The sequence below is a fragment of the Micromonospora sp. NPDC023966 genome, assembly GCF_040639095.1.
Lineage (GTDB): Bacteria > Actinomycetota > Actinomycetes > Mycobacteriales > Micromonosporaceae > Micromonospora.
This window is the reverse complement of record NZ_JBEZZJ010000012.1, coordinates 144,213-167,514: the sequence shown is the minus strand read 5'-3', so window position 1 is coordinate 167,514 and position 23,302 is coordinate 144,213. Positions and strand designations below refer to the sequence as shown.

Genomic DNA, 23,302 nt, shown 5'->3' with positions numbered 1-23,302 from the left:
CCATCCTGCCGTCCCGGCCGGTATCCGGCGACCCGACGCGGCGACGCGGGTCAGGATCCCGAACGGGTCGCCGCCGGCGCGGACGGTGGCGAGCAGCTCGGCGGCGCGGGCGCGGGCGGCCGCGCACACGCCGGAGCCGAAGCTGATCCGGGCCACGCCGAGTGCGGCCAGCTCGGCCGGTGCGGGCGCGCCGGGCCGGGCGCGCCGGGCCGGGCCATGACGTTGACCGGAGCGTCCACCTCGGCGACGAGATCGCGGATCTGCGCCGGGTCGGCCAGCAGGATCGGGTAGACGCTGTCGGCCCCGGCCGCCCGGTAGCGGCGGGCCCGGCGCACCGCCTCGGCGAGCCGCCCCGACGCCGGCCCGTACGCCCGCAGGTGCACGTCGACCCGGGCGTTGAGCACCAGGTCGACACCCGCCGCCCCGGCGGCCGCCCGGATCCCGGCCAGCAGGTCGGCCTGCTCCTCGACGTCGTGCAGCGCCCCGGTACGCGGGTCGGAGTCCTCGATGTTGCAGCCCACCGCCCCGGCCGTCAGCAGCCGCTCGACCAGCTCGGCCGGGCGCAGCGCGTACCCCCGTTCCAGGTCGGCGGTGACCGGGACCGGCACCGCGGCGGCGATCCGGGCGACCGCGGCGAACATCTCGGCCACCGGCGTGGCCTCGCCGTCGGCGTGGCCGAGCGACTCGGCGACCGCGGCGCTGCTGGTGGCGACGGCCGGGAAGCCCGCCGCGGCCACGGCCCGGGCGGACCCCGGGTCCCAGGCGTTCGGCAGGATCAGCGGCTCCCCGGGGCGGTGCAGCGCGCGCAGCGCGGCGGCCCGCCGGCTCAGCTCGGTCATGCGCTCAGTGTCGCCGCGCCGGCGGCCCGCCCGTAAGCTCCAATTCCGTGCCGATGGACTGGGCCGATCTCGGCGTCGACCTGCACCTGGAGCTGGACGCCAGCGGCGGCCGGCGGGCCGGGCTGGAACGGGCGCTGCGGGACGCCATCCGCGACGGCCGGCTCGCGCCGGCCACCCGGCTGCCGGCCACCCGCACCCTCGCCGCCGAGCTGGGCCTGTCCCGGGGCACGGTGAGCGCCGCCTACGACCAGCTGGTCGCCGAGGGTTGGCTGGTCGCCGGGATCGGCGCGGGCACGGAGGTCAGCGGGCTGCGCCGGGCCGCGCCGCCGCCGGCCGCGCCGCCGCCCGGGGCCCCGACCTTCCGGTACGACCTGCGCCCCGGCAGCCCCGACGTCGGGCTCTTCCCGGTCACTGCCTGGCTGCGGGCCACCCGGCGGGCGCTGGCCGTCGCGCCCGCCGAGGCGTACGGCTACGGCGATCCGCGCGGCCGTCCGGAGCTGCGCCGTTCGCTCGCCGGCTACCTGGGGCGGGCGCGGGGCGTGCTGGCCGACCCGGAACGGATCGTGGTCACCACCGGCTACGTCCAGGCCCTGGTGCTGCTCACCGGCGTGCTCCGGGACGCCGGCACCCCGACGGTGGCCATGGAGGACCCCGGACTGGCGTTCCACCGGGAGGTGGTCCGCCGGCACGGCGGCACCGTGCTGCCGCTGCCGGTGGACGGGCTCGGCGCCCGCACCGACCTGCTCGGCGCCGGGCCGCTGGCCCGGGTGGGGGCCGCCGTGGTGACCCCGGCGCACCAGTTCCCGACCGGGGTGACCCTGCACCCGGCCCGCCGGCACGCACTGGCCGAGTGGGCCCGGGCCACCGGCGGCCTGGTGATCGAGGACGACTACGACGGCGAGTTCCGCTACGACCGGCAGCCCGTCGGCGCGGTCCAGGGCACCGGCCCCCGAGCAGGTCGCGTACGTGGGCACGGCGGCGAAGACGCTCGGACCGGCGCTGCGGCTGGCCTGGCTGGTGCTGCCGGCCCGCCTTGTGGAGCCGGTGGTGGAGGCCAAGCGCCACCTGGACCTGCAGAGCGAGACGATCGGCCAGCTCGCGCTCGCCGAGCTGATCGGCGACCACGGCTACGACCGGCAGGTCCGCACCGTCCGGCGCCGCTACCGGCAGCGGCGGGACCTGCTGCTGAACCGGCTGGGCGACCGGTCGGCCGTGGCCGGGGTGGCGGCCGGCCTGCACGCCACCGTCCACCTGCGACCGGGCGGCCCGACCGAGGGGGCGGTGCTGGCTGCGGCCGCCGCGCGCGGGCTCGCCGTAGGCGGGCTGGCGATGCACCGGCACCAGCCGGAGAGCGGACCTCCCGGCCTGGTGGTCGGCTACGCCCGCCCGCCCGCGCACGCCTACCCGGCCGCGGTGGACCTGCTGGCCGGCGTGCTGCGCGACCTCGACGCCTGACCGGTGGGGCGCGGCGGAGCACCCGGCACTGCCGCTCTCCTGGTGCCGGCCCGGTGTGACTCCCGGCCGACTACGAACTTGATGTTGTGAACGACTCACCGTGCCGCCAGCCGCCCTGCCCCCGCCCGGACCGGCCAGGGTCCGGCCCGGCCCGGCCAGGGTCCGGCCGATTCATCCACGACATCAAGTTCGTAGCGGGCGAAGGTGACCCCGCCGCCGCGTCCATGACGCCCCGGGCTCAGTACCCGCTCGATCTTGGCGAGTTTCCGTTCGTCACGAACGGCAACTTGCCAAGATTCGCTCGCGGCACCTGCGGAGGGGGCATCGACGCCCGAGGAGTCAGTGGGCGGGGCAGGTCACGGTGCTTGCTCCGGCAGGCTGCGCGGCAGGGGTGGGGTGCGCGGCGGGGCTTGGGAGCGCGGCGGGGCTCGGGAGCGCGGTCGCGTTCGGGAGCGCGGCGGGCGTGGGGAGCGCGGCGGGGCTGGGGCGGCGGGTGGGCCGGGCGGTGAGGAGGGCGACCAGCAGGGCGGCGGTGACCAGGGCGGCGGCGACCGCGAAGGCGGACCGGTAGCCGAGGGCGAGGGCGGCGACCTGGTCGGTGCCGGCGGCGCGCAGCGCGTCGGTGCGGCTCGCCGCCAGGGTGGCCAGCGCCGCCAGCCCGAGCGCCCCGCCGACCTGCTGGGTGGTGTTGGCCAGCCCGGAGGCGAGCCCGGCGTCGGCGGGCTCCGCGCCGGCCATGGCCAGGGTGGTGACCGCCGGCAGGGTGAGCCCGCCCGCGACGCCGAAGACCAGCAGCGCCGGGAGCACGTCGGCGGCGTAACCGGCCGCCACCGGGAGGCGGGCCAGCAGCAGGAATCCGGCCACGGCGAGCACCAGCCCGGCGACCAGAACGGTGCGGGCGCCGAACCGGGCCATCAGCCGCCCGGCCAGCCCCAGCGAGACGGCCGCGATCGCCAGCGGGGTGGGCAGGAAGGCGAAGCCGGTGGCGGCCGGGTCCAGCCCGAGGACGAGTTGTAGGTGCAGGGCGAGCAGGAACTGGAAGCCGAAATAGGCGGCCACCATGAGGAACTGGGTGACGTTGGCGGCGACCAAGCCGGGCGCGCGCAGCACCCGGGGCGGCAGCAGTGGGGTGGCGGCGCGCCGCTGCCGGGCGGCGAAACCGGCGAGCAGCGCCGCGGCGAGCGCGCCCGCGCCGAGGGTGCGCGGCGAGGTCCAGCCGTGCTCGCCGGCGCCGACGATGGCCAGCACCGCGGCCATCAGCCCGGCCGTGGCCAGCACTGCGCCGAGCAGGTCCAGCCCGGCCCGCAGCCCGGGGCCGCGGTCCGGCGCGATCAGGCGTACGGCGCCGGCCACGATCGCCACGCCGATCGGCAGGTTGATCAGGAAGATCGACCGCCAGCCGGCCAGGTCGGTGAGGACGCCCCCGACGAGCAGGCCCAGCGAGGCGCCGGCGGCGCCGGTGAAGCTGAACACGGCGATGGCCCGGGCCCGCTCGGCCGGCTCGGGGAAGGTCCGGACGATCATGCCGAGGCTGACCGCGGTGGTGAGCGCGCCCCCGACGCCCTGCGCGAACCGGGCGGCGACCAGCGCCCCCGGCCCGGTGGCGACCGCGCAGAGCAGCGAGGCGAGGGTGAACAGCGCGACCCCGGCCAGGAAGACCCGCCGCCGGCCGAGCAGGTCGCCGAGCCGCCCGGCGAGGAGGAGCAGCCCGCCGAAGGCGACCAGGTACGCGTTCACCACCCAGGCCAGTCCGGCGGCCGGGAAGCCGAGGTCGGCCTGGACGGCCGGCAGCGCCACGGCGACGATGCTGCCGTCCAAAATGATCATCAGGCTGCCGGCGCAGAGCACGAGCAGCGCGGGCCAGCGGTTGGTCCCCGTCATCGGAACGCCTCCTTGGTGCACGGTTTGTTACTGAGGCCATCGTCTGTGACCATGAGGCGGAGCGGAAGGAGGCACTTTGATGTCCCAGGGGAACAGGTGTGTGTCCATCCAGGCCGAGCAGGCGCGGGCCTGCACCGTGCGGGAGGCGCTGGACCGGGTGGGCGGCAAGTGGAGCATCGGCATCCTGATCGCCGCGTCCCAGGGGCCGATCCGCTTCACCGAGCTGGAGCGGCAGGTGGAGGGGATCAGCCGCCGCATGCTCACGCTGACCCTGCGCAACCTGGAGCGGGACGGCCTGCTGCACCGCCACGTCCACCCCACCGTGCCGCCCCGGGTCGAGTACACCGCCACCCCGATGGCCCAGGAGCTCTACGAGTCGCTGGTGGCGCTGACCCGGTGGGCGGAGCGGCACCGCGAGGGGATCAGCGCGGCGCGGGCGGCGTACGACCGGGAGCACGGCGCGCCGGCCGGCTGAGCACCCCTGTGGTGAAGGCCACGCAATCCGTCTGACCGATCGGTCAGGTGCTGACCGATCGGTCAGGCATGCTGGAGGGCATGGCTCGAGCGGTACCGGAGACCCACAGCGAGATCCTCGCGGCGGCGGCGCGACGCTTCGCCGTCACCGGCTACAAGGGCACCTCGCTCCAGGACATCGCCCGGGCGGTGGGCTGCTCCAAGGCGACCGTGCTTTACCACTTCGCCAACAAGGAAGCCCTGCTCTGCGAGCTGATGGCACCCGCGATCACGGTGCTGGAGGCACTCGACGCCCGGCTCGCCGGCACCACCGGCGCTGCCGCCCAGCAGATCGCCGGCGAGGGCTTCGTCGACCTGGCGGTGCGCTTCCGGCGGGAGATCGCGCTGCTTCGGGGCGAGTTCCCCGACCTGCTCCAGCAGCCCGCGTTCACGCACATCCAGCAGATCTCCGAACGGCTCATCGCGGCGTTCGCCGGCCACTCCGACCGGCCCTCCGCACGGATCGCCGCGTTCGTGGTGCTCGCCGGCATCGCCGAGACCTGCGCCGAGTTCATCGACATCCCCGACGACGAACTGCGACCCGCCCTGCTGGCCGTGGTCCGGCGGGCCCTCGAACCCGTCACCTGATCCCCGTTCCGACCCCGAGGACAAGGAAACCTCATGGCGACCCTGCTGTACCGGCTCGGCCGGGCATCGTTGCGCCGACGGCGACTCGTCGCCGTCGTGTGGCTCGTCGTACTCGTCGGCCTCGGCCTCGCCGCGGCCACGCTGAAGGGCCCGACGGCGAGCAACTTCACCATGCCGGGCACCGAGTCGCAGAAGGCGATCGACCTGCTCGCCGACCGGTTCCCGGCGGCCAGCGGCGCCACCGGCACCATCGCGGTCAAGGCGCCCCAGGCCGGCCAGCTCACCACGCCCGAGGGGCGGGCGGTCGTCAAGCAGGTCACCCAGGAGGCGGCCACGCTGCCCGGGGTGGTCGGCGCGGTCGACCCGTACCAGGCGCAGGCGCTGACCCCGGACGGCCGGTACGCGCTGATCCAGGTGCAGTTCCAGGGCCGGGCCGACGACGTGACCGACGCCCAGCGCGACGCGTACGAGAAGGTCGGCGCGCAGGCCGAGGCGCAGGGCTGGCAGATCGCCCCCGGCGGTGAGGTGCTGAACGCCGAGCCGGAGGTCGGCTCCACCGAGGCGCTCGGTGTGCTGGTCGCGGCGATCGTCCTGATCCTCACCTTCGGCTCGCTGGTCGCGGCCGGCATGACCATGCTGAACGCGCTGATCGGCGTCGGCGTCGGCATGGCCGGCCTGTACGCGCTCAGCGGCGCGGTCGAACTGACCAGCACCGCGCCGATCCTGGCCCTCATGCTCGGCCTCGCGGTCGGCATCGACTACTCGCTCTTCATCACCTCCCGGCACCGGCAGAACCTGCTCGACGGGCTGTCCCCCGAGGAGGCGGTCGGCCGGGCGGTCGGCACCGCCGGCTCCGCCGTGGTCTTCGCCGGCGCCACCGTCGTGGTCGCGCTCGCCGGCCTGGCCGTGGTGGGCATCCCCTTCCTCACCGTGATGGGCCTGGCCGCCGCCGGCACCGTCACCGTGGCCGTGCTGGTGGCCATCACGCTGGCCCCGGCCCTGCTCGGCTTCGCCGGCCGCAAGGTGCTCCCCCGCAAGCTGCGCGGGCGGGACGCGGTGGCCTCCCCGGCCACCGGCTCGGAGGACCGGTCGGGCTTCGGCTTCCGCTGGGCGCACTGGGTGACCCGGCTGCGCATCCCGGTCATCCTGGTCGGCCTGCTCGGTCTCGGCCTGCTCGCCGTGCCCGCCCAGGATATGCGGCTGGCGCTGCCGGACGCGGCCACCGCCGCCGAGGGCACCCCGGCCCGGGCCAGCAACGACCTGATCCGGGAGGGCTTCGGTCCCGGCTTCACCGGCCGGCTCGCGGTGGTCGTCACGGCCGACTCGCCGCAGGCCACCCGGGCCGCCCTGCCGCAGGTCACCGCGCTGATCCAGAAGACCGACGGGGTGCTGGCGGTGGCCCCGCCGCAGCTCGACCAGACCGGCCGCACCGCGCTGCTCGGGGTGATTCCGAAGACCGGGCCGACCGACGCGGCCACCGAGACGCTGGTGCACGACATCCGCGCGCAGGTCGGCGGCATCCAGAACGTCGACGTGCTGCTGACCGGTGTCACGGCGATCGGCATCGACGTGTCGGAGAAGCTCTCCGACGCGCTCCCGGTCTACCTGCTGCTGGTGGTGGGCCTGTCGGTGCTGCTGCTGATGCTGGTGTTCCGGTCGATCCTGGTGCCGGTGAAGGCGGCGCTGGGCTTCCTGCTCACCGTGGCGGCCACCTTCGGCATCACGGTCGCGGTCTTCCAGCAGGGCCACCTGGCCGACCTGGTCGGGCTCGACACCCCGGGCCCGCTGGTCAGCTTCCTGCCGATCCTGCTCATCGGCATCCTGTTCGGACTGGCCATGGACTACGAGGTCTTCCTGGTCTCCCGGATGCGCGAGGACTTCGTGCACGGCGACACCGCCCGGCAGGCCACCATCAACGGCATGGGCCACGGCGCCCGGGTGGTCACCGCCGCCGCGCTGATCATGATCTCGGTGTTCGGTGGCTTCGTCTTCCTGGACGACCCGGTCATCAAGTCGATGGGCTTCGCGCTCGCGATCGGCGTCGCCATCGACGCGTTCGTGGTCCGGATGACCATCGTTCCGGCGGTGATGTCGCTGCTCGACAACGCCGCTTGGTGGCTCCCGCGCTGGCTCGGCCGGATCCTGCCCAACGTGGACGTCGAGGGCGAGGGCCTGCGCGCCCACCTCGCCGAGCGCGAGCCCGCCCAGGTGTGATCGGGGACCTGCCCGGCCGGTCAGACGCCGGCCGGGTAGGTCTCCATCTCGCCGGGCGTGGTCAGCGCCGGCAGCGGGTGCAGCGCGGTCGCCTCGTCGCACCAGATGAACGAGTCGTAGCGCTCGCCCAGCCGGGTCGGCACGTAGTTGCCCCAGGACTCGAAGCTCGGGTCGTAGACCACCCCGATGGCCCGGTGGTCGGTCGTCCCGGTCACCCACTCCGGCTGGTCCTCGCCGCCGAAGACGAGCACCGCGCGTTCCGGCATCAGCTCGTGCAGGCGCCGCTCCACCGAGCCCTCCCGGGCCGGCGGCACCGTCATCGCCTCGGCGGGCGAGCCCCAGCGCGGCGCGGCGACCACCGTGCCCCGGTAGCTGCCGAAGCCGACCAGCACCACCGCGTCGCGGCCGTGCCGCTCCCGGCCCAGCTGGCCGATGTTCACCAGCCCGTCCGCCGCCATGTCGGTGGCACGGGCGTCGCCGACGTGGGTGTTGTGCGCCCAGACGATCCCGCGCGCCTGCGGGCCGTAGCGGTCGAGCAGCCGGTCCAGGGTGTCGGCCATGTGGATGTCGCGGATGTTCCAGGACTCCGGGCCGCCGCTCACCATGGCCCGGTAGTAGCGCTCCGCGCCGGCCACCACCTCCGCGTTCTGCCAGGCCGCGAAGCGGTCCGCGCCGTCGGTGGCGGCCTGTTCCCGGGTACGCGCCAGCAGCCGGACCACCTCCTCCTCACAGCGGGCCGAGACGAAGCGGCTGGCCATCCCGTAGTCCTCGACCCGCTTGCCGTACGGCTCGAAGCAGCGGTACGCCTCCTGCGCCGCCTCCAGCGAGGCCGGGTCCTCCTCGCCCAAGTAGTCGAAGATGGCCTGCATCGACTCCCAGAGGCTGTAGACGTCCAGCCCGTGGAAGCCGGCCCGCTCCCCCTCGGGGCGCTCCAGGTTCCACGCCCGCAGCCAGCGGCAGAACCGGGCCACCTCGGCGTTGGCCCACATCCAGGTCGGCCAGCGCTCGAAGCGTTCCAGCGCGGTTTGGGGATCGGCCAGCCCGCCCAGGGCGCCCACCACCGAGCAGTTCACCCGGTCGCAGTCCGGCCAGTCCCCCTCCACCGCGACGAAGTCGAAGCCCTGTTCGGCGATGAGCCGCCGGGTCAGTTGCTCGCGCAGCCGGTAGTAGTCGTAGCTGCCGTGCGTCGCCTCGCCGATCATGACGATCCGCGCGTCCCGGACGCGTTCGAGCAGCGGGTCGAAGTCGCTCGGCGCGCCGAGCCGCTGTACCAGCATGCCAGCGGCTACCCGGGACCCGTCCGGGCAAACGGTCAGGCCGGCGGGCATGGCGCCCGGCCCAGCGGGTAGCCCGCCGGCATGACCGTCACCGGGGTGCAGTTGCAGGAGTTCCTGGCCGGGCTCGACTACCCGGTCTCCCGTGCGGACCTGATCCGCTGGGGCCAGGAGAACGGCGTCAGCACCGAGATGTTGCAGATGCTCAAGGCGTTGCCGGCGGAGGAGTTCAACAACCCCGCCGAGCTGGGTGACGCGCTCAACACCCTGGTCTGAGCCCTGCCCTCCCGGGGTCCACCGCGTGCAGCAGCCGGAACAGCACCAGCCACTGTTCGGGCCAGACCAGCCCGACGGGGGCGTCCGGGGCGATCCGGGCGGCCCGCAGCGCGCCGTCGACCCGCCGGCGGGGGTATCCGGTGCGCAGCGAGGCGGCCAGCGAGCCGCCGACCCCGCCGAAGCCCAGCTCCACAAGCCGCCGGTACGCGGGCAGCGCCGCCGCGGGCAGCAGCGGCTCCGGGCGGCGGTCCAGCCGGAGGATTCCGCCGTCGGCGGCGGGCACCGGCCGGAACGCGCCCCGGGGCACCCGGCCGGCCAGCCGCCAGTGGTGCTCGGGCCAGGTGAGCACGGTGAGCCGGCTCCACCGGCCGTGGTCGCCGGTGCGCTTGCGGGCGTAGTCGAGCTGGGTGAGCAGGGTGGCCGACCGCAGGCCGGGCGCGGCGAGGCACCAGCGGACCACGGCGGCGGTCAGCGACCAGGGGATGTTGCCGACCACCGCGAACGGCTCGTCGGGCGGGACGGCGGCCAGGAAGTCGGTCGCCCGGACCCGGACGTGCGGCAGGTCCGCGCAGGCCGCGGCCAGCTCCGGCAGGACGGCCGGGTCGACCTCGTACGCGACCAGCCGGCCGCACCGGGTGGCGAGCGGCCGGGTCAGCTGGCCGCGCCCGGCGCCCACCTCCAGCAGCAGGTCGTGCCGGTCGGGGCGGGCCGCCCGGACCATCCGCGCGACGGCGGCCGGGTCGGCGAGGAAGTTCTGGGAGAGTACGCGACGGGACCGGTCGCGTGCGGTGGTACGGATTCGGCGGGGCGCCACGGGATCGTCCTGTCTGTCGCCGGACGGCGACGGGAACGGACAGGCGCGCGACGAAGCCAGCGTCTGTCCGAGCGGATCGGGACTCGGACGACCCTGGACGTCGGCGGGCACGCGGCACCGGGCCGCCGGACCCGCGTAGAGGCGGGCGGCGGCGAGCACGCGATGACTTCGATCCGCGACGGGCGGCGCGGCCCCGCCCGCCGGGCCCCCACATCGGGGCAGGCGGCGCGTGGGCGCGCGGCAGCGCTGGCCCGGTCAGGGGCCGGCGGTGCGGACGGTCAGGTCAGGCGCGGTGGGCGTACCGGCCGGCCAGGGCCGGACGCCGGACCCGCGGGCGGGCGACCAGGAGGAGCCCCCGCGCGGCCGGCGTGACGGCCACGTCGATCAGGGCGTGAATGCACATGCCGGCCAGGCTAGCGGCGACCCGGCCGGCCCGCGACGGAATTCCTCAGAGATCGACGGTGCGCCGCTGGCTGCGTGCGGTCTCGGCGGCATCGAGCACCGCCACCACCTCCCGGCCGAACCGGACGTCGCAGCGGTGGTCGCGGGTGCCCGCGTCGACCTCCTCCAGCAGCTGGTCGATGGCCGTGCCGAACGCCTGGAGCACGCTGCCGTCGCCGGGCGGGACGGTCTCGGTGCCGTTCTCGCCGAAGAAGACGAAGTCCCGGGTGACCGCCTCGGGCGGCGCGTCGAGGGTGAGCGAGAGCGTGCTGGTGGCGCCGCCGTCGTGGGTGAGCAGCAGGTGCACCAGGCCGCTCGGGCCGTCCATGGCGGCGACCCGGGTGACCCGGCCGAGCACCGGCAGGATCAGCGACAGCGCGTGCGGGCCGATGTCCCAGAGCGCGCCCCGGTCGCGCCGCCACTGCGAGCTTCCGTACGGGTTCCCGGGCTGGAAGATGGAGGCGAACATGGTCGCCCGGGCGTGCTGCCAGCCGCCGGCCGCCGCGGTCGAGGCGAGGAAGCCGGTCACGTTCGGGTGGAACCGCTGGGTGAAGAAGACCACCGAGGCCACCCCGGACGCCTGCGCGGCGGCCACCACCCGGTCGGCCTCGGCGAGGCTCAGTGCCAGCGGCTTGTCCAGCAGCAGGTGCCGCCCGGCGGCGGCGGCCCGCACGGCGATCTCGGCCTGCACGTCCGGCGGCAGCGCCACGGCGATCGCGTCGCAGGCGGCCAGCAGCTCGTCCACGTCCTCGAAGACCGGTACGCCGTGCCGGGTGGCCAGCGTGCCGGCCTTCACCGGGTCACGCCCCCAGACCCCGGCCAGCTCGGCCCGCGGGTGCGCGTCGATGGCCGCGGCGTGCGTCTCCGCCGCCCAGTGACCGGTGCCGAACAAGCCGAACCGCACCACGGACCCCCTGCTGTCGTCCTCCGCCACGGCGTACGCCGGTGGCCGTGATCCACGCTAGTCGCCCGGCCCGGCCGGCGCGCCGCGACCCCGCGGGAGAGCCGGGCGACGGTGGCTACTACGAGGATTAGTAGGCTGTGCCGGTGAATGGGACTGCGCCGGGATGGCGTCGATGACCAGCGCTGCGGCGGCCGGCTCGCCGGTGGACGGGCTCCTCGCGACGGCCTCGATCGTGCTGTCGCTCCTGATCGCGGTCTGGGCCCTGGTGGCGGCGGTACGCCACCGGGCGCCGGACCGGCTCCAGTTCGTCGGCCTGGCCGTGCTGGAGGTGGCCCTGCTGGCGCTCGCCGTGGTGGCGCTGGTCGCCCTCGGCGGCGGCGAGCGGCCGGGCGAGCCGGGGGCGTTCTTCGGCTACCTGGTGACGCTGGTCTGCCTGCCCCCGCTGGCCTGGGTGCTGGCCCGGATGGAGCCGACCCGGTGGGGCTCGGCCATCGTCTGCGCCGTCTGCCTGGTCACCCCGGTGGTGGTGGTCCGGTTGCAGCAGACCTGGGAGGTCGTCGGTGGCTGAGCAGCGGGCGACGAACCGGGGGCCGGGCCGGTTGCTGATCGCGGTCTACATCCTCTTCGCCATCGCCGCGACGTCGCGGGCCGGGCTCCAGATCGCCACGAAGTTCGACGAGGCGCCGGTGGCGTACCTGCTCTCCGCGCTGGCCGCGCTGATCTACATCGTGGCGGCGGTGGGGCTGGCCCGGGCCGGGCACACCGGCCGCCGGGTCGCGCTGGCCTGCTGCTCGGTGGAGCTGGTCGGGGTCGTCGGCGTCGGCATCCTCAGCCTGGCCGACAAGGAGTTGTTCCCGGACGAGACGGTCTGGTCGGGCTTCGGCAGCGGCTACGGCTACATCCCGCTGGTGCTGCCGGTGCTCGGCCTGTTCTGGCTCTGGCGCACCCGACACGACCCCGCCTGACCGCCCGCCCCGCCCGGCGCGGCCGGGCGGGACGGCTCGGCCCGGTCAGTCCTTGGGGCCGCCGGCGACGTAGATGACCTGGCCGGAGACGAAGGACGCCCCCTCGCTGGCCAGGAACGAGATGGTGTGCGCCACGTCCTCCGGGCGGCCGGTGCGGCGCACCGGGATCTCGGCGGCGGCGTGCTGCTGGAGCGCCTCGAAGTCGACCTTCATCCGGGCCGCCGTGGCGGCCGTCATGTCGGTGACGATGAAGCCCGGCGCGACCGCGTTGACGGTCACCCCGAACGGGCCCAGCTCGATGGCGAGGGTCTTGGTGAAGCCCTGCAGGCCCGCCTTGGCGGCGGAGTAGTTGGCCTGGCCCCGGTTGCCCAGCGCCGAGGTGCTGGAGAGGTTGACGATCCGGCCCCACTTCCGCTCGACCATGTGCTTCTGGGTGGCCTGGCTGAACAGGAACGCGCCGCGCAGGTGCACGCCCATGACGGTGTCCCAGTCGACGTCGGTCATCTTGAACAGCAGGTTGTCGCGGAGCACGCCGGCGTTGTTGACCAGTACGGTCGGCGCGCCCAGCTCGGCGGCGACCCGCTCCACGGCGGCCTCCACCTGGGCCCGGTCGGAGACGTCGGCGCCGACGCCGAGCGCCCGCCCGCCCGCCGCGGCGACGGCGTCCACGGTCTCCTTGGTCGCCGACTCGTCGATGTCGACCACGGCGACGGCCATGCCGTCGGCGGCCAGCCGTCGGGCGGTGGCCGCGCCGATGCCGCGCGCGGCTCCGGTCACGATGGCGACGCGGGGCTCCTCCGACATGATTACCTCCCGGTAACTTGGGCTCGATCGAAGGAGCTTAACGCCGGGCCCGCCGTCAGAGGCCGCTGCCCCGGCAGATCCGGATCCACCGGTAGCCGTAGCCGGCGAGCTTCAGCCGGTCGAGCTTGCCGACCTCCTCGTAGTTGCGGTCGGTGAGCACGTCGATCGGCAGGTCGGCCTCGGGGGCGAGGACGCTCAGGTCGACCTCGACGTCGTCGGTGCCGAGGTTGTGCAGGAAGACCATGGTGCCGGTCGATCCGTCGGCCCGGTGCGCCAGCACCCCGGGCGGCATCGGCACGTCGATGTGGCTGGTGGTCCCCGAGCCGATCTCCGGGGCCTCCCGGAGGGTACGGATCATCCGCTCGAACCAGCCCAGCAGCGACCTCGGGTCCTTGCGCTGGGCGGTCACATTGACCTTCTGGTAGCCGTACTCGCCCTTGTCGATCACCGGGCGGACCAGCTTCTCCGGGTCGGCGGTGGAGAAGCCGGCGTTCTCCTTGTACGACCACTGCATCGGGGTGCGGATCGCCTCCCGGCCGGGCAGCGAGAGGTCCTCGCCCATCCCGATCTCCTCGCCGTAGCGCAGCACCGGCGTGCCGCGCAGCGAGAACTGGAGCGCGTACGCCAGCTCGATGCGGCGGCGGTCGTTGCCGAGCATCGTGGCCAGCCGGCGGCGGATGCCCCGGCCGTAGAGGCGCATGTCCTCGTCCGGGCCGAACTGCTCGTACACCTGGTTGCGCTGCTCGGCGGTGAGCCGGGACAGGTCGATCTCGTCGTGGTTGCGCAGGAAGGTGGCCCACTGCCCGCCCTGGGGCAGGGCCGGGGTGTCCCGCAGCGCCTCGATCACCGGCTCCGGATCGTGCCGGGCGAGCGCCAGCATCAGCCGCCCGTTCATCATGAAGTCGAAGAGCATGTGGATCCGGTTGGCCGAGCCGCCGCTGTCACCGAAGTAGACCGGCAGCTGGTCCGGCTCGACGTTCGCCTCGGCCAGCAGGACCGCGTCGCCCCGCCGCCACTGCACGTGCTGGCGCAGCTCGGTGAGGAAGTCCATGTCCTTGGGCGAGCTCGGGTTGCCCGGCTCGGTCAGCTCGATGATGAACGGCACCGCGTCCATCCGGAAGCCGGAGACGCCGAGCTGGAGCCAGAACGACATGATCTTCTTGATCTCGGCGCGGACCTCGGGGTTGGCGACGTTCAGGTCCGGCTGAAACTTGTAGAAGCGGTGGTAGTACCAGGACTTCGCGGTGCGGTCGTAGCTCCAGGTCTCGTTCTGCTCGCCGGGGAAGACCATGCCCTGGTGCCGGTCCGGCGGCGCCTCGTCGCTCCACACGTACCAGTTGCGGTAGGGCGAGTCGGGCGAGGAGCGGGCCGACTGGAACCAGGGGTGCTCGTCCGAGGTGTGGTTCACCACCAGGTCGATGATCACCCGGATGCCCCGGTTCCGCGCCTGGTGCAGCAGCTCGGCGAAGTCGCCGAGGGTGCCCAGCTTGGGGCTGACGTTGTAGAAGTCGGTGACGTCGTAGCCGTCGTCCCGGTTCGGCGACGGGTGGATCGGGTGCAGCCAGAGGCAGGTCACCCCGAGCCGCGCGAGATAGTCGAGGCGGCCGATCAGGCCGCGGAAGTCACCCACCCCGTCGCCGTTGGAGTCCGCGAACGTGTCGACGTCGAGGCAGTAGACCACCGCCTCCTGGTACCACCTGTCACCCATGACCGGGTAACTTCTCCGGTTGCCGACCCCGGCAAACCCACGGCCGGCCCACCGGCCGGTACGGTGCCGGCATGATTGCCGACACCCTTGCCCTCGACTGGTCCGCCGGCACCTGGCTCAACCCGCCGGAGCGGACCGAGACCACCGGCGACGCGCTGCTGGTCGAGCCGAGTGGAGGCAGCGACTTCTGGCGACGGACCAGCTACGGCTTCGTGCACGACGACGGCTCCGCGCTGCTCGCCCCGTTTCCCGTGGACAGTGCCGTGGAGGTGAGCTTCCGGCTCGACTACACCGCCCAGTTCGACCAGGCCGGGGTGCTGGTCCGGGTGGACGAGCGGCGGTGGACCAAGGCCGGCGTGGAGGTCAGCGACGGGCAGCCGCAGGTCGGCGCGGTGGTCACCGACGAGCTGTCGGACTGGTCGGTGGCCCCGGTGCCGGACTGGTCGGGGCGGGACGTGACGGTCCGGGTCAGCCGGGCCGGTGACGCGCTGACCGTCCGCGCGCGGGTGGACGCCGAGCCGTGGCGGCTCGTCCGGGTGGCACCGCTGGACCCGGGGGCCGCGGCGGCGGCCGGGCCGTACTGCTGCTCGCCCACCCGCGGCGGCCTGGTGGTCCGCTTCACCGGCTGGCGGCGCGGGCCGGCGGACGCCGCGCTGCACCCGGAGGACTGATCCCGTGGTCCGTGGGGCCGATCACCGGCAGGTGTGACCGGCCCTGCTCGGGGTACCAGTTCCGGATCCCCGGCACCGCGGAAGGACGCCCATGGCACTCGCCCAGAACGTCGACCCGAACCAGTTCACCGGGCTGACCGGCTGGGTGGCGACCGTGATCGACTCGTTCGGCGCGGTCGGGGTGGCCCTGCTGGTCGCCCTGGAGAGCATCGTCCCGCCGATCCCGAGCGAGGTCGTGCTGGCCATGGCGGGTTATCTGGCCGCCGAGGGCCGGTTCAACGTGGTGCTGATCGTGCTGGCCGCGACGGCCGGCTCGCTGCTCGGCGCGCTGGTGCTCTACTGGCTCGGCGCGGCGCTCGGCGAGGAACGGCTGAAGCGCTGGCTGGACCACATCCCGCTGGTGGACCGGGACGACCTGGAGAAGGCCGACCGCTGGTTCGAGCGGCACGGCCGTTGGGCGGTGCTGTTCGGCCGGGTCGTGCCGGTGGTGCGCAGCCTGGTCTCCGTGCCGGCCGGCGCGAACCGCATGCCGCTGGGCGAGTTCATCCTGCTCACCACGCTGGGCAGCGGGGTGTGGAACGCGCTGATCGTCGGGCTCGGTTTCGCCCTCGGCACGCGCTGGCAGCAGGTCGACCGCTACAGCCACTGGTTCAACTACGCGATCTTCGCGGTCTTCGCCGTGATGATCGCGAGCTGGGTGGTCAAGAAGGTACGCCGGCGGCGCGCCCGGCAGTCGGTGACCGCCGGGCGCTGACCGCGGTGCGGGATCAGAATCCCGCGGTGATGGTGGTGAACTCCCAGGTGTTCTGCGCGATGCCGGAGCAGTTGGAGACGACGCCGCCGCCCGGGCAGGGCCGGTCCCGGTTGACCGACCAGAAGGTGAACCGGGCGAGCCCGCGGGCCTTGGCCCAGTCCCGGATCTGCGTCCAGGTGGCCGGAGAGGTCAGCTCCTGCTGGTCGGAGAGGCCGTTCATGCCGGAAATGCCCATGTGGGCGTAGGCGGTGGCGTCGGACCAGCCGAAGGCGGTCTTCAGCGCGTTCTTCAGGCCCTCGGCCGCGTTGACGGTGCTCTGGTACATGTTCGCGCCGCCGCCGAAGTCGAACGGCATGATGGTGAAGACGTCGATGTTGGCGCCCTTCGCCGCGGCCTGGTTGATCAGCCGGGTGCCGTAGTACGACGGCCCGGTGGTCGAGGTGCCGAAGGTGACGATCGTCTTGATCCCCGGGTTGTTCTGCTTGACGATCTTCAGGGCGTCGAGGATCCGGTCCTGCACCACCTCGTTCTCGAACTCGTCGCTGTTCTCGATGTCGATGTCGATCGCCTTGAGCCCGTAGGCGTTGATGACCTGCTGGTAGGCGCCGGCCAGCGCGCTGGCCGAGGAGCAGTTCGGGCCGAGCTTGTTGCCGCTCCAGCCGCCGAAGGACGGGATGACGTCACCGCCGGCCGCCTTGATCGCGGCGATGGTGTTGGCGTGCGCGCCGCCGGTGAGCGGGCCGCTGCCGTCCCAGGCCGGGGTGCAGCCGCCGCCGGAGAGCACGAACGCGATGGTGAACCACTTGATCCCGGTCGCGCCCATCACCGTGGCCGGCGCGGGCGGGTCGCCCCAGCCCGGGTAGAGGTACGGCGCGGCGGCCATCACGCCGCCACCCCCGCCGGTGCAGCCGGTGGTGGTGGCCGACACCGCCGCCGACTTCGCCGACTCGCCGCTGGCGTTGTACGCGGCCACCGTGTAGCTGTGCCCGGTGCAGGCGCTCAGCCCGGAGACGGTGGCCGAGGTGCCGGTGACGGTGGCCTTCACGGTGCCGCCCTCGTAGACCCGGTAGCCGGTGACCGTGCCGGATACGGCGTTCCAGGCCAGCGCGATCGAGGTGTTGGTGGTGCCGGTGACCCGGAGGCCGCCGGGGGTGGCCGGAGCGCCGGGGTTGCCGCCGCCCCCGCCGGTGCACGAACCGCCGTTGACCGTGCAGTTGGTCGGGTCGCCGGTGCCGTTGACGATGAAGCCGAAGCTGGTGCTGGCGCCCGGGGCGAGGGCGCCGTTCCAGGACTGGTTCAGCGCGGTGACGTGCTGGCCGGAGGTGGTCAGCCGGGCGTCCCAGAACGAGCCGAGGGTGCTGCCGGCGGGCAGGTCGAACTGGACGTTCCAGGAGGAGATGCTGGCCGAGCTGTCGTTGGTGACGGTGAATTTGGCCTCGTACCCGCTGCTCCAGGTGGAGGTGCGGACGAAGGCGGCGGTGGCGGCGGAGGCGGGCGGCGCGGCCAGCACGGTGCCCGCCACCAGGGCGGCGGCGAGCGCGGCGGCGAACGTCGCCAGGCGGGTGGAGCGGAGTCTCACGGCGTCCTCCAGGACGTGGTGGTGGAGGGTGGGCATTTACGACCGTCGACGTGCGCTCATTATTAAGACTGTTAACTGTTTCTGTCCAGAGGCAGACCGGGGGCCCCTGCGGGGACCCCCGGCCCGGCCGGCTCAGTGCCGGAAGATGAACCAGTTGACGTTGACGAAGTCGGCCGGCTGGCCGCTGCTGAAGGTCAGGTAGACGGTGTGCCGGCCGGTGACCGCGGCGACGTTGCCCGGCACCGAGCGCCAGCTCTGCCAGCCACCGGTGTTGGCGACCGCGAAGCTCCCGATCGGCGGGTTGGTCGGGCTGTCCACCCGGACTTCGACCAGCCCGCTCACCCCGGCCGGCGCGCCGGAGGCGACCCGGGCCACGAAGTCCTTCGGCGGCGTGGCGCCGAACTCCACGTTGTCGTAGCGGGCCCAGTCGCCGTTGGCCAGCCAGCCGATGTCCTGGCCGCCCTCGCCGCACGCCTCCACCTGCACCCCGTTCTGCCCGCTGAACGCCTCGGCCTGGATGGTCGAGTACGCGTCCACCACCCCGCCGGGCGGCGGGGTGGTCGGGGTCGGCGACGGCGTGCCGCCGCCACCGCGGGTGTAGGCGGCCACGTAGTCGACCACCATCGGCCGGCCGGAGACGGTCGACGCGGTGGGCGTGGCCGAGCCGGCCACCCCGTTCGGGAAGCCGCCGCCCATCGCCACGTTGAGCAGCATGAAGTAGCCGCTGTGGTTGGTCATCTGACCCCAGTACGGCTCGCCGACCTGGTTCTGGCTGACGGTGTGGAAGAGCTGGCCGTCGACGTACCAGCGCAGCTGCTGGGGACTGATCGAGGCGTCCCACTCGAAGCGGTAGGTGTGGAACGCCGACTGGCAGGTGCTTCCCGGGCAGGCCCGGGAGTTGCCGATGCCGTTGAACTCGTTGCACGGGCCGCCCGGGGCGACGCCGCAGTGCAGCACTCCCCAGACCGAGTTGATCCCGTTGACGTTCTCCATCACGTCGAACTCGCCGACGCCCGGCCAGTTCTGGTAGTTGCCCCGGTACGGGGAGCCGAGCGCCCAGAACGCCGGCCAGTAGCCGGCGGCCTGCGCGCCGGTCACGTTCGGCATCTGGATCCGGCCCTCCAGGGCCAGGACTCCTCCGGCCGGCGGCTTGAAGTTGGCGCGGACCGTCTCGATCCGGGCCGAGGTCCAGCGGCCGGCGGCGTCCTTGAGCGGGGTGATGCGCAGGTTGCCGGCGCCGTCCTGGGCCAGGTTGGCGGTGCTGGCGGTGTAGGTCTGGATCTCGCCGGTGCCCCAGTTGGCCGGGCCGCCCGGGTAGCTGGTGCCGGTGTCGATGATCCAGTTGGCGGAGGAGGGCAGGGTGCCGGCCGCGCCGGTGAAGTCGTCGCTCCACACCAGACTCCAGCCGGCGGGCGGCGGCGGCACGGCGGCGTGCGCGGTCATCGTGACGGTCGCGAGGGCGGTGGTGGTGGCGAGCACGGCGGCCGCCAGGGAGAGCCGCCGGCGCGACCGGCGCACGGCGGAGGGGGCGGCCTCGGCCGCCGGGACAGGATTCATCGGGGTGCCTCTCTGCGGGGACGGGCAGGAGAGAGCGCTCTCTGAGGCGTTTTCTACGCGCCCGCCCCCGCATTTGTCAACGTGCGTCGATGCCTTCCGGCTGGGGCCGGCGCAGCACCGCCTGCTCCAGCGCGGTCCACGCCGTCGTGGTGACCAGGTAGAGCACCGCCGCGAGCGGCACCACCAGCGCCACCAGCACCGTGGTGTAGGGCAGCAGCGGCACCAGCCGGCCGAGCACGGCGGCGCCCGGACCCTCGGTCGGCGCACCGGCGATGGTGCCGGTGGCCGCGGCCGCCCGGCGCGCCCGCCGCGCCGACCACCAGGCCAGCACGAGCAGCGCCGCCAGCAGCACCCCGAAGACCGCCACCACCGGGCCGGTGAGCCCGTCGCCGAGGTGCCACCCCAGGGGTACGCCGGCGAGCTTCTCGTCCAGCAGGTGCGGGTGCCCGTCGCCGGTGGCGAAGAGGCGGTACATCACCAGGAAGAACGGGGCCTGCAACAGCGCCGGCAGGCAGCCCGCCACCGGGCCGGCCCCGGCCCGGCGGTAGAGCGCGAACAGTTCGCTCTGCAGGCGGCCGGGGTCGTCGGCGTACCGCCGTTGGAGGTCGCGGACCTCGGGGGCGAGCGCCGTGCGGCGCCGCTCCCCGCGGAACTGGGCCAGGCTGAGCGGCGAGATCAGCAGCCGGACCCCGACGGTGAACAGGACGATCGCGGCGGCCGTGGCGGCCCCGCCGGTCAGCGGGGCGAGCGTGTCGGCGAGCCAGGTGACGACAGTGGCGGCCGCGGAGGTCGCGGTGTGCAGTGGTGCGAAGGCGAGCATGGGGAAACCCCTCGGTCCGATTCCGGATGCCCGGACGGGACGACGCGTCCCGGCGGGGCGGATGACGACGGAACCGGCCGCGCGGCGACGAGGCGGCTACGCGGCCGAGGGGCGGAACCCCGGCGCGCGGGGACGCGGCCGTCCCGGGGCGTCCGGGTCGACCTGCCGGGGCACCCGGCGGTGCCGGGCCCGGGCCCGCAGGGCGACGGCGCGCCGGCCGCCGGGCGGCGTGGGCAGCGCCCGGACCCGCAGCGCGAGCAGCGTGGCGAGCAGCAGCGCGGCGGCCACCGCCGCACCGGCGAGCAGGCCGGTGGGACGGTCCGCGAGCAGGGTGAGGGCGTACGCCCACGTCCCCGTCACCAGCATCCCGACCACAGGCCGACTCTAGAACCCGCTGTCACGTCCCGGACCCGATCGCCCGCCAAGCCGCCCGGCCGGTGTCGGTCACCGTCCGCGACGTGGGCCCGGGCCCTCTCCGTTGCCGTCGGCGCGCGCCGGACCGGCTCGCCGTCGGGGCGGGATTCCCGTCCCGGAGCCGGGATCCGTGGCCACCAAAGGGGGACGACACCGGCGCGTACGCGACGACACGCCGCCCCGGGCGTTTCCCGCGGCCGACACGGTGGGTAACAGGGCGTCGACCGGGCGGCACCGTGCCGCGACCGGTACGGAGCAGGACGGTGGTCTCGATGAGCGGGTCAGTGGCGGAGCGGGAACGGAGCGCCGCACCGAGCGGCACGGACCTGCTGACAGTCGGCGTGGAGGAGGAGTTCCTGCTCGCCGACCCGCACACCGGGGCCGCCGTGCCCGCCGTGGACCTGGTCATGGAGCAGGTGCCGGCCGAGCTGCGGGGCCAGGTGGAGCGGGAGTTCCAGACCAGCCAGATCGAGATCGGCAGCCCGCCCGGCCTGGAGCTCTCCTCGATCCGGCACTCGCTCGGGGTGCTCCGCGCCGAACTTGCCGCCGCCGCCGAGCGGGCCGGCGTGCGGCTGCTGGCCATCGGCACCGGGCCGGTGGAGGGGCCGGTGCCGCCGGTGGTGGACAAGCCCCGCTTCGACCGGATGATCGAGCGGTTCCGGCTGCTCGTGCCGGGGCCGGGCAACAACGGCATGCACGTGCACGTCGGCATCCCGAACGCGGAGACCGGGGTGCGGGTGCTCAACCACGTCCGGCCCTGGCTGCCGATCCTGCAGGCGGTCACCGCCAACTCCCCGTTCGCCAGGGGCGAGGACACCGGCTACGCGAGCTGGCGCTCGGTCGAGTGGGAACGCTGGCCGTCGGTGGCGCCCACCCCCTGGCTCGACTCGCACGAGCACTACGAGCGGCTCATCCGGCAGCTCATCGCCAGCGGCGTGATGCTCGACGAGGGAATGCTCTACTGGTACGCCCGGCTCTCCGCCAAGTACCCGACCGTGGAGATCCGGATCGGTGACGTCTGCCCGTCGGTGGACGACGCGGTGCTGGTCGCCGCCCTGGTCCGGGCCCTGGTGGCGACGGCCATGACGGAGATCGCCGAGGGGCGGCCGGCCATCAACACCGACCACCACCTGCTGGTCGCCGCGCACTGGCGGGCGGCCCACGACGGGTTGGAGGGCGAGGGCGTCGACCTGACCGACGGCGAGCTGCGCCCGGCCTGGGAACTGCTGGACGGGCTGGTCGAACGGGTCCGCCCGGAACTGGAGCGGCACGGCGACCTCGACCGGGTGACCGACCTGCTGGGCGGGCTGCGCCGGCACGGCAGCGGCGCGGCGCGGCAGCGGGCGGTGTTCGCCCGTACCGGCAAGCTGATCGACGTGGTCGCGGACGTGGCCCGGCAGACCCGCGGCTGAGCGCCCGCGCGAGCCGGGCGCGCGTGACAGGATGGCGTCGTGGCGGAGCGGATGGTCGTCGTCGGTGGGGACGCCGCCGGAATGGCGGCGGCGTCCCAGGCCCGCCGCCGCCGCGACCGGGACGACCTGGAGATCGTGGCCTTCGAGCGGGGCCGCTTCACCTCCTACTCGGCCTGCGGCATCCCCTTCTGGATCAGCGGGGTGGTGCCGGAGCGGGACCAGCTCATCGCCCGCGACCCGGCCACCTTCCGGGACAGGTTCGACATCGAGGTCCGGCTGCGGCACGAGGTCACCACCATCGACCTCGACCGCCGCGAGGTGATCGCCCGGGACCTGACGGGAGGCGGCGAGGTCCGCGCCGGCTTCGACACCCTGGTGTACGCCACCGGCTCGACCCCGATCCAGCCCGGGTGGGCCCGCGGCGGGCTGGCCGGGGTGTTCGGCATGCAGACCCTCGACGACGGCACCGCCCTGCTGGACTGGCTGGAACACGAGCCCCGGCCCCGCCGCGCGGTGGTGATCGGCGGCGGCTACATCGGGGTCGAGATGGCCGAGGCCCTGCTGCACCACGGGCTCAAGGTCGACCTGGTCGAGCAGGCCGACCAGCCGATGGCCACCGTGGACCCGGACATGGGCGAGCTGGTTGCCGAGGCGATGCGCAGCACCGGCATCGGCATCCGTACCGGCCTGACGGTCACCGGCCTCGAGGGGCGCGACGGCCGGATCGCCGCCGTGGTCACCGGCGAGGGGCCGATCCCGGCCGACGTCGTGGTGCTGGGCCTGGGCGTACGCCCGAACACCGCGCTCGGCGAGGCCGCCGGCCTGCCGATCGGTCCGTCCGGGGCGATCCGCGTCGACCGGCGGATGCGGGTGCCCGGGGTGCCCGGCGTCTACGCGGCCGGCGACTGCGTGGAGACCCTGCACCGGGTCAGCGGCATGCCGGTGCACATCCCGCTCGGCACCCACGCCAACAAGCAGGGCCGGGTCGCCGGGGTCAACATCGGCGGCGGGTACGCGACCTTCCCCGGCGTGATCGGCACGGCCGTGACCAAGGTCTGCGAGCTGGAGGTCGGGCGGACCGGCCTCCGCGAGCGGGATGCCACCGCGGCCGGCTTCGAGTTCGTCGCCGTGCTGGCCGAGTCGACCAACCGGGCCGGCTACTACCCGGGCGCCCGGCCGATGACCGTGAAGCTGCTCGCCGAGCGGCCCAGCGGCCGGCTGCTGGGGGCGCAGATCGTCGGCTGGTCCGAGGCGGCCAAGCGGATCGACGCGCTGGCCGTGGCGCTGTGGAACAACATGACGGTCGACGACATGACCGCGCTCGACCTGGGCTACGCGCCGCCGTACGCCCCGGTCTGGGACCCGGTGCTGATCGCCGCCCGCAAGGCAGTCGACGCCCTCACCCACTCCGGCCGCTGA

22 protein-coding genes and 1 pseudogene are annotated in these 23,302 nt (G+C 74.3%); 12 read left to right on the top strand and 11 right to left on the bottom strand.

Annotated features, from left to right (window positions below; all coding sequences use genetic code 11):
• Positions 1–50 precede the first annotated feature (50 nt).
• Positions 51–839, bottom strand: coding sequence for an isocitrate lyase/phosphoenolpyruvate mutase family protein (locus AB0F68_RS18245; protein WP_357339273.1), 789 nt, complete (start codon positions 837–839; stop codon positions 51–53).
• Between the two features lie 53 nt (positions 840–892).
• On the opposite strand from AB0F68_RS18245, the pseudogene AB0F68_RS18240 reads away from it, so the two are divergent.
• Positions 893–1,672 (top strand): annotated as a pseudogene (locus AB0F68_RS18240) (PLP-dependent aminotransferase family protein); the annotation flags it as partial.
• Between the two features lie 133 nt (positions 1,673–1,805).
• Positions 1,806–2,294: an aminotransferase class I/II-fold pyridoxal phosphate-dependent enzyme gene (locus tag AB0F68_RS18235; RefSeq protein ID WP_357339271.1), complete on the top strand. Its 489-nt coding sequence runs from the start codon at positions 1,806–1,808 to the stop codon at positions 2,292–2,294.
• A gap of 339 nt (positions 2,295–2,633) precedes the next feature.
• Here the strand turns inward: AB0F68_RS18235 and AB0F68_RS18230 are convergent, their stop codons facing one another.
• Positions 2,634–4,175: a DHA2 family efflux MFS transporter permease subunit gene (locus AB0F68_RS18230; RefSeq protein ID WP_357339269.1), complete on the bottom strand. Its 1,542-nt coding sequence runs from the start codon at positions 4,173–4,175 to the stop codon at positions 2,634–2,636.
• Between the two features lie 79 nt (positions 4,176–4,254).
• On the opposite strand from AB0F68_RS18230, the gene AB0F68_RS18225 reads away from it, so the two are divergent.
• From AB0F68_RS18225 to AB0F68_RS18215, 3 genes are all read left to right on the top strand, one after another.
• On the top strand, positions 4,255–4,650 hold the full coding sequence (locus AB0F68_RS18225) for a helix-turn-helix domain-containing protein (protein WP_357339267.1): 396 nt from the start codon (positions 4,255–4,257) through the stop codon (positions 4,648–4,650).
• A gap of 80 nt (positions 4,651–4,730) precedes the next feature.
• Positions 4,731–5,276: a helix-turn-helix domain-containing protein gene (locus tag AB0F68_RS18220; RefSeq protein WP_357339265.1), complete on the top strand. Its 546-nt coding sequence runs from the start codon at positions 4,731–4,733 to the stop codon at positions 5,274–5,276.
• A gap of 33 nt (positions 5,277–5,309) precedes the next feature.
• Entirely contained in the window at positions 5,310–7,490 is a 2,181-nt protein-coding gene (locus AB0F68_RS18215) for an MMPL family transporter (protein ID WP_357339263.1), read from the top strand.
• Positions 7,491–7,510: 20 nt separating this feature from the next.
• On the opposite strand, the gene AB0F68_RS18210 is transcribed toward AB0F68_RS18215, so the two are convergent.
• Entirely contained in the window at positions 7,511–8,767 is a 1,257-nt protein-coding gene (locus AB0F68_RS18210) for an erythromycin esterase family protein (protein ID WP_357339261.1), read from the bottom strand.
• An 81-nt stretch (positions 8,768–8,848) separates the two neighbouring features.
• Here AB0F68_RS18210 and AB0F68_RS18205 point away from each other — a divergent pair, with 81 nt between their 5' ends.
• Positions 8,849–9,040, top strand: a complete 192-nt coding sequence (locus tag AB0F68_RS18205; protein WP_357339259.1) for a DUF2795 domain-containing protein — start codon at positions 8,849–8,851, stop codon at positions 9,038–9,040.
• On the opposite strand, the gene erm is transcribed toward AB0F68_RS18205, so the two are convergent.
• Together erm and AB0F68_RS18195 are read right to left on the bottom strand one after the other, a co-directional pair.
• Positions 9,024–9,854: an ErmE/ErmH/ErmO/ErmR family 23S rRNA (adenine(2058)-N(6))-methyltransferase gene (erm, locus tag AB0F68_RS18200; RefSeq protein WP_357339257.1), complete on the bottom strand. Its 831-nt coding sequence runs from the start codon at positions 9,852–9,854 to the stop codon at positions 9,024–9,026. The two genes, AB0F68_RS18205 and erm, sit on opposite strands and share 17 nt — an antisense overlap.
• A 448-nt stretch (positions 9,855–10,302) precedes the next feature.
• Positions 10,303–11,199 carry a Gfo/Idh/MocA family oxidoreductase gene (locus AB0F68_RS18195; protein WP_357339255.1) on the bottom strand — a complete coding sequence of 299 codons (897 nt, stop codon included), beginning with the start codon at positions 11,197–11,199 and terminating at the stop codon, positions 10,303–10,305.
• Between the two features lie 163 nt (positions 11,200–11,362).
• Between AB0F68_RS18195 and AB0F68_RS18190 the strand changes: the two genes are divergently transcribed.
• Together AB0F68_RS18190 and AB0F68_RS18185 are read left to right on the top strand one after the other, a co-directional pair.
• A complete protein-coding gene (locus tag AB0F68_RS18190) occupies positions 11,363–11,767 on the top strand; it encodes a hypothetical protein (protein ID WP_357339253.1) in 405 nt (134 codons plus the stop codon).
• Entirely contained in the window at positions 11,760–12,164 is a 405-nt protein-coding gene (locus AB0F68_RS18185) for a hypothetical protein (protein ID WP_148430358.1), read from the top strand. The genes AB0F68_RS18190 and AB0F68_RS18185 overlap by 8 nt, the downstream gene beginning before the upstream one ends.
• 45 nt (positions 12,165–12,209) lie before the next feature.
• Here the strand turns inward: AB0F68_RS18185 and fabG are convergent, their stop codons facing one another.
• Both fabG and AB0F68_RS18175 read right to left on the bottom strand, forming a co-directional pair.
• On the bottom strand, positions 12,210–12,968 hold the full coding sequence (gene fabG / locus AB0F68_RS18180; RefSeq protein ID WP_357339250.1) for a 3-oxoacyl-ACP reductase FabG: 759 nt from the start codon (positions 12,966–12,968) through the stop codon (positions 12,210–12,212).
• Positions 12,969–13,023: 55 nt separating this feature from the next.
• Positions 13,024–14,676 carry an alpha-amylase family protein gene (locus tag AB0F68_RS18175; RefSeq protein ID WP_357339248.1) on the bottom strand — a complete coding sequence of 551 codons (1,653 nt, stop codon included), beginning with the start codon at positions 14,674–14,676 and terminating at the stop codon, positions 13,024–13,026.
• A 71-nt stretch (positions 14,677–14,747) separates the two neighbouring features.
• Between AB0F68_RS18175 and AB0F68_RS18170 the strand changes: the two genes are divergently transcribed.
• Together AB0F68_RS18170 and AB0F68_RS18165 are read left to right on the top strand one after the other, a co-directional pair.
• Positions 14,748–15,347, top strand: coding sequence for a DUF1349 domain-containing protein (locus AB0F68_RS18170; protein ID WP_357339246.1), 600 nt, complete (start codon positions 14,748–14,750; stop codon positions 15,345–15,347).
• A gap of 91 nt (positions 15,348–15,438) precedes the next feature.
• Entirely contained in the window at positions 15,439–16,101 is a 663-nt protein-coding gene (locus AB0F68_RS18165) for a DedA family protein (RefSeq protein WP_357339244.1), read from the top strand.
• Between the two features lie 13 nt (positions 16,102–16,114).
• Here AB0F68_RS18165 and AB0F68_RS18160 read toward each other — a convergent pair whose 3' ends face one another.
• The 4 genes from AB0F68_RS18160 to AB0F68_RS18145 form a co-directional block, all read right to left on the bottom strand.
• Positions 16,115–17,680, bottom strand: a complete 1,566-nt coding sequence (locus AB0F68_RS18160) for a cellulose binding domain-containing protein (protein WP_357339242.1) — start codon at positions 17,678–17,680, stop codon at positions 16,115–16,117.
• 132 nt (positions 17,681–17,812) lie between these two features.
• Entirely contained in the window at positions 17,813–19,237 is a 1,425-nt protein-coding gene (locus AB0F68_RS18155; protein WP_357339240.1) for a carbohydrate-binding protein, read from the bottom strand.
• A 76-nt stretch (positions 19,238–19,313) separates the two neighbouring features.
• Positions 19,314–20,057, bottom strand: coding sequence for a membrane protein insertase YidC (yidC, locus tag AB0F68_RS18150; RefSeq protein WP_357339234.1), 744 nt, complete (start codon positions 20,055–20,057; stop codon positions 19,314–19,316).
• Positions 20,058–20,153: 96 nt separating this feature from the next.
• Entirely contained in the window at positions 20,154–20,423 is a 270-nt protein-coding gene (locus AB0F68_RS18145; protein WP_357339348.1) for a DUF6412 domain-containing protein, read from the bottom strand.
• Between the two features lie 311 nt (positions 20,424–20,734).
• On the opposite strand from AB0F68_RS18145, the gene AB0F68_RS18140 reads away from it, so the two are divergent.
• Both AB0F68_RS18140 and AB0F68_RS18135 read left to right on the top strand, forming a co-directional pair.
• Entirely contained in the window at positions 20,735–21,883 is a 1,149-nt protein-coding gene (locus AB0F68_RS18140; RefSeq protein ID WP_357339230.1) for a glutamate--cysteine ligase, read from the top strand.
• Between the two features lie 39 nt (positions 21,884–21,922).
• Positions 21,923–23,302 carry an FAD-dependent oxidoreductase gene (locus AB0F68_RS18135; RefSeq protein ID WP_357339228.1) on the top strand — a complete coding sequence of 460 codons (1,380 nt, stop codon included), beginning with the start codon at positions 21,923–21,925 and terminating at the stop codon, positions 23,300–23,302.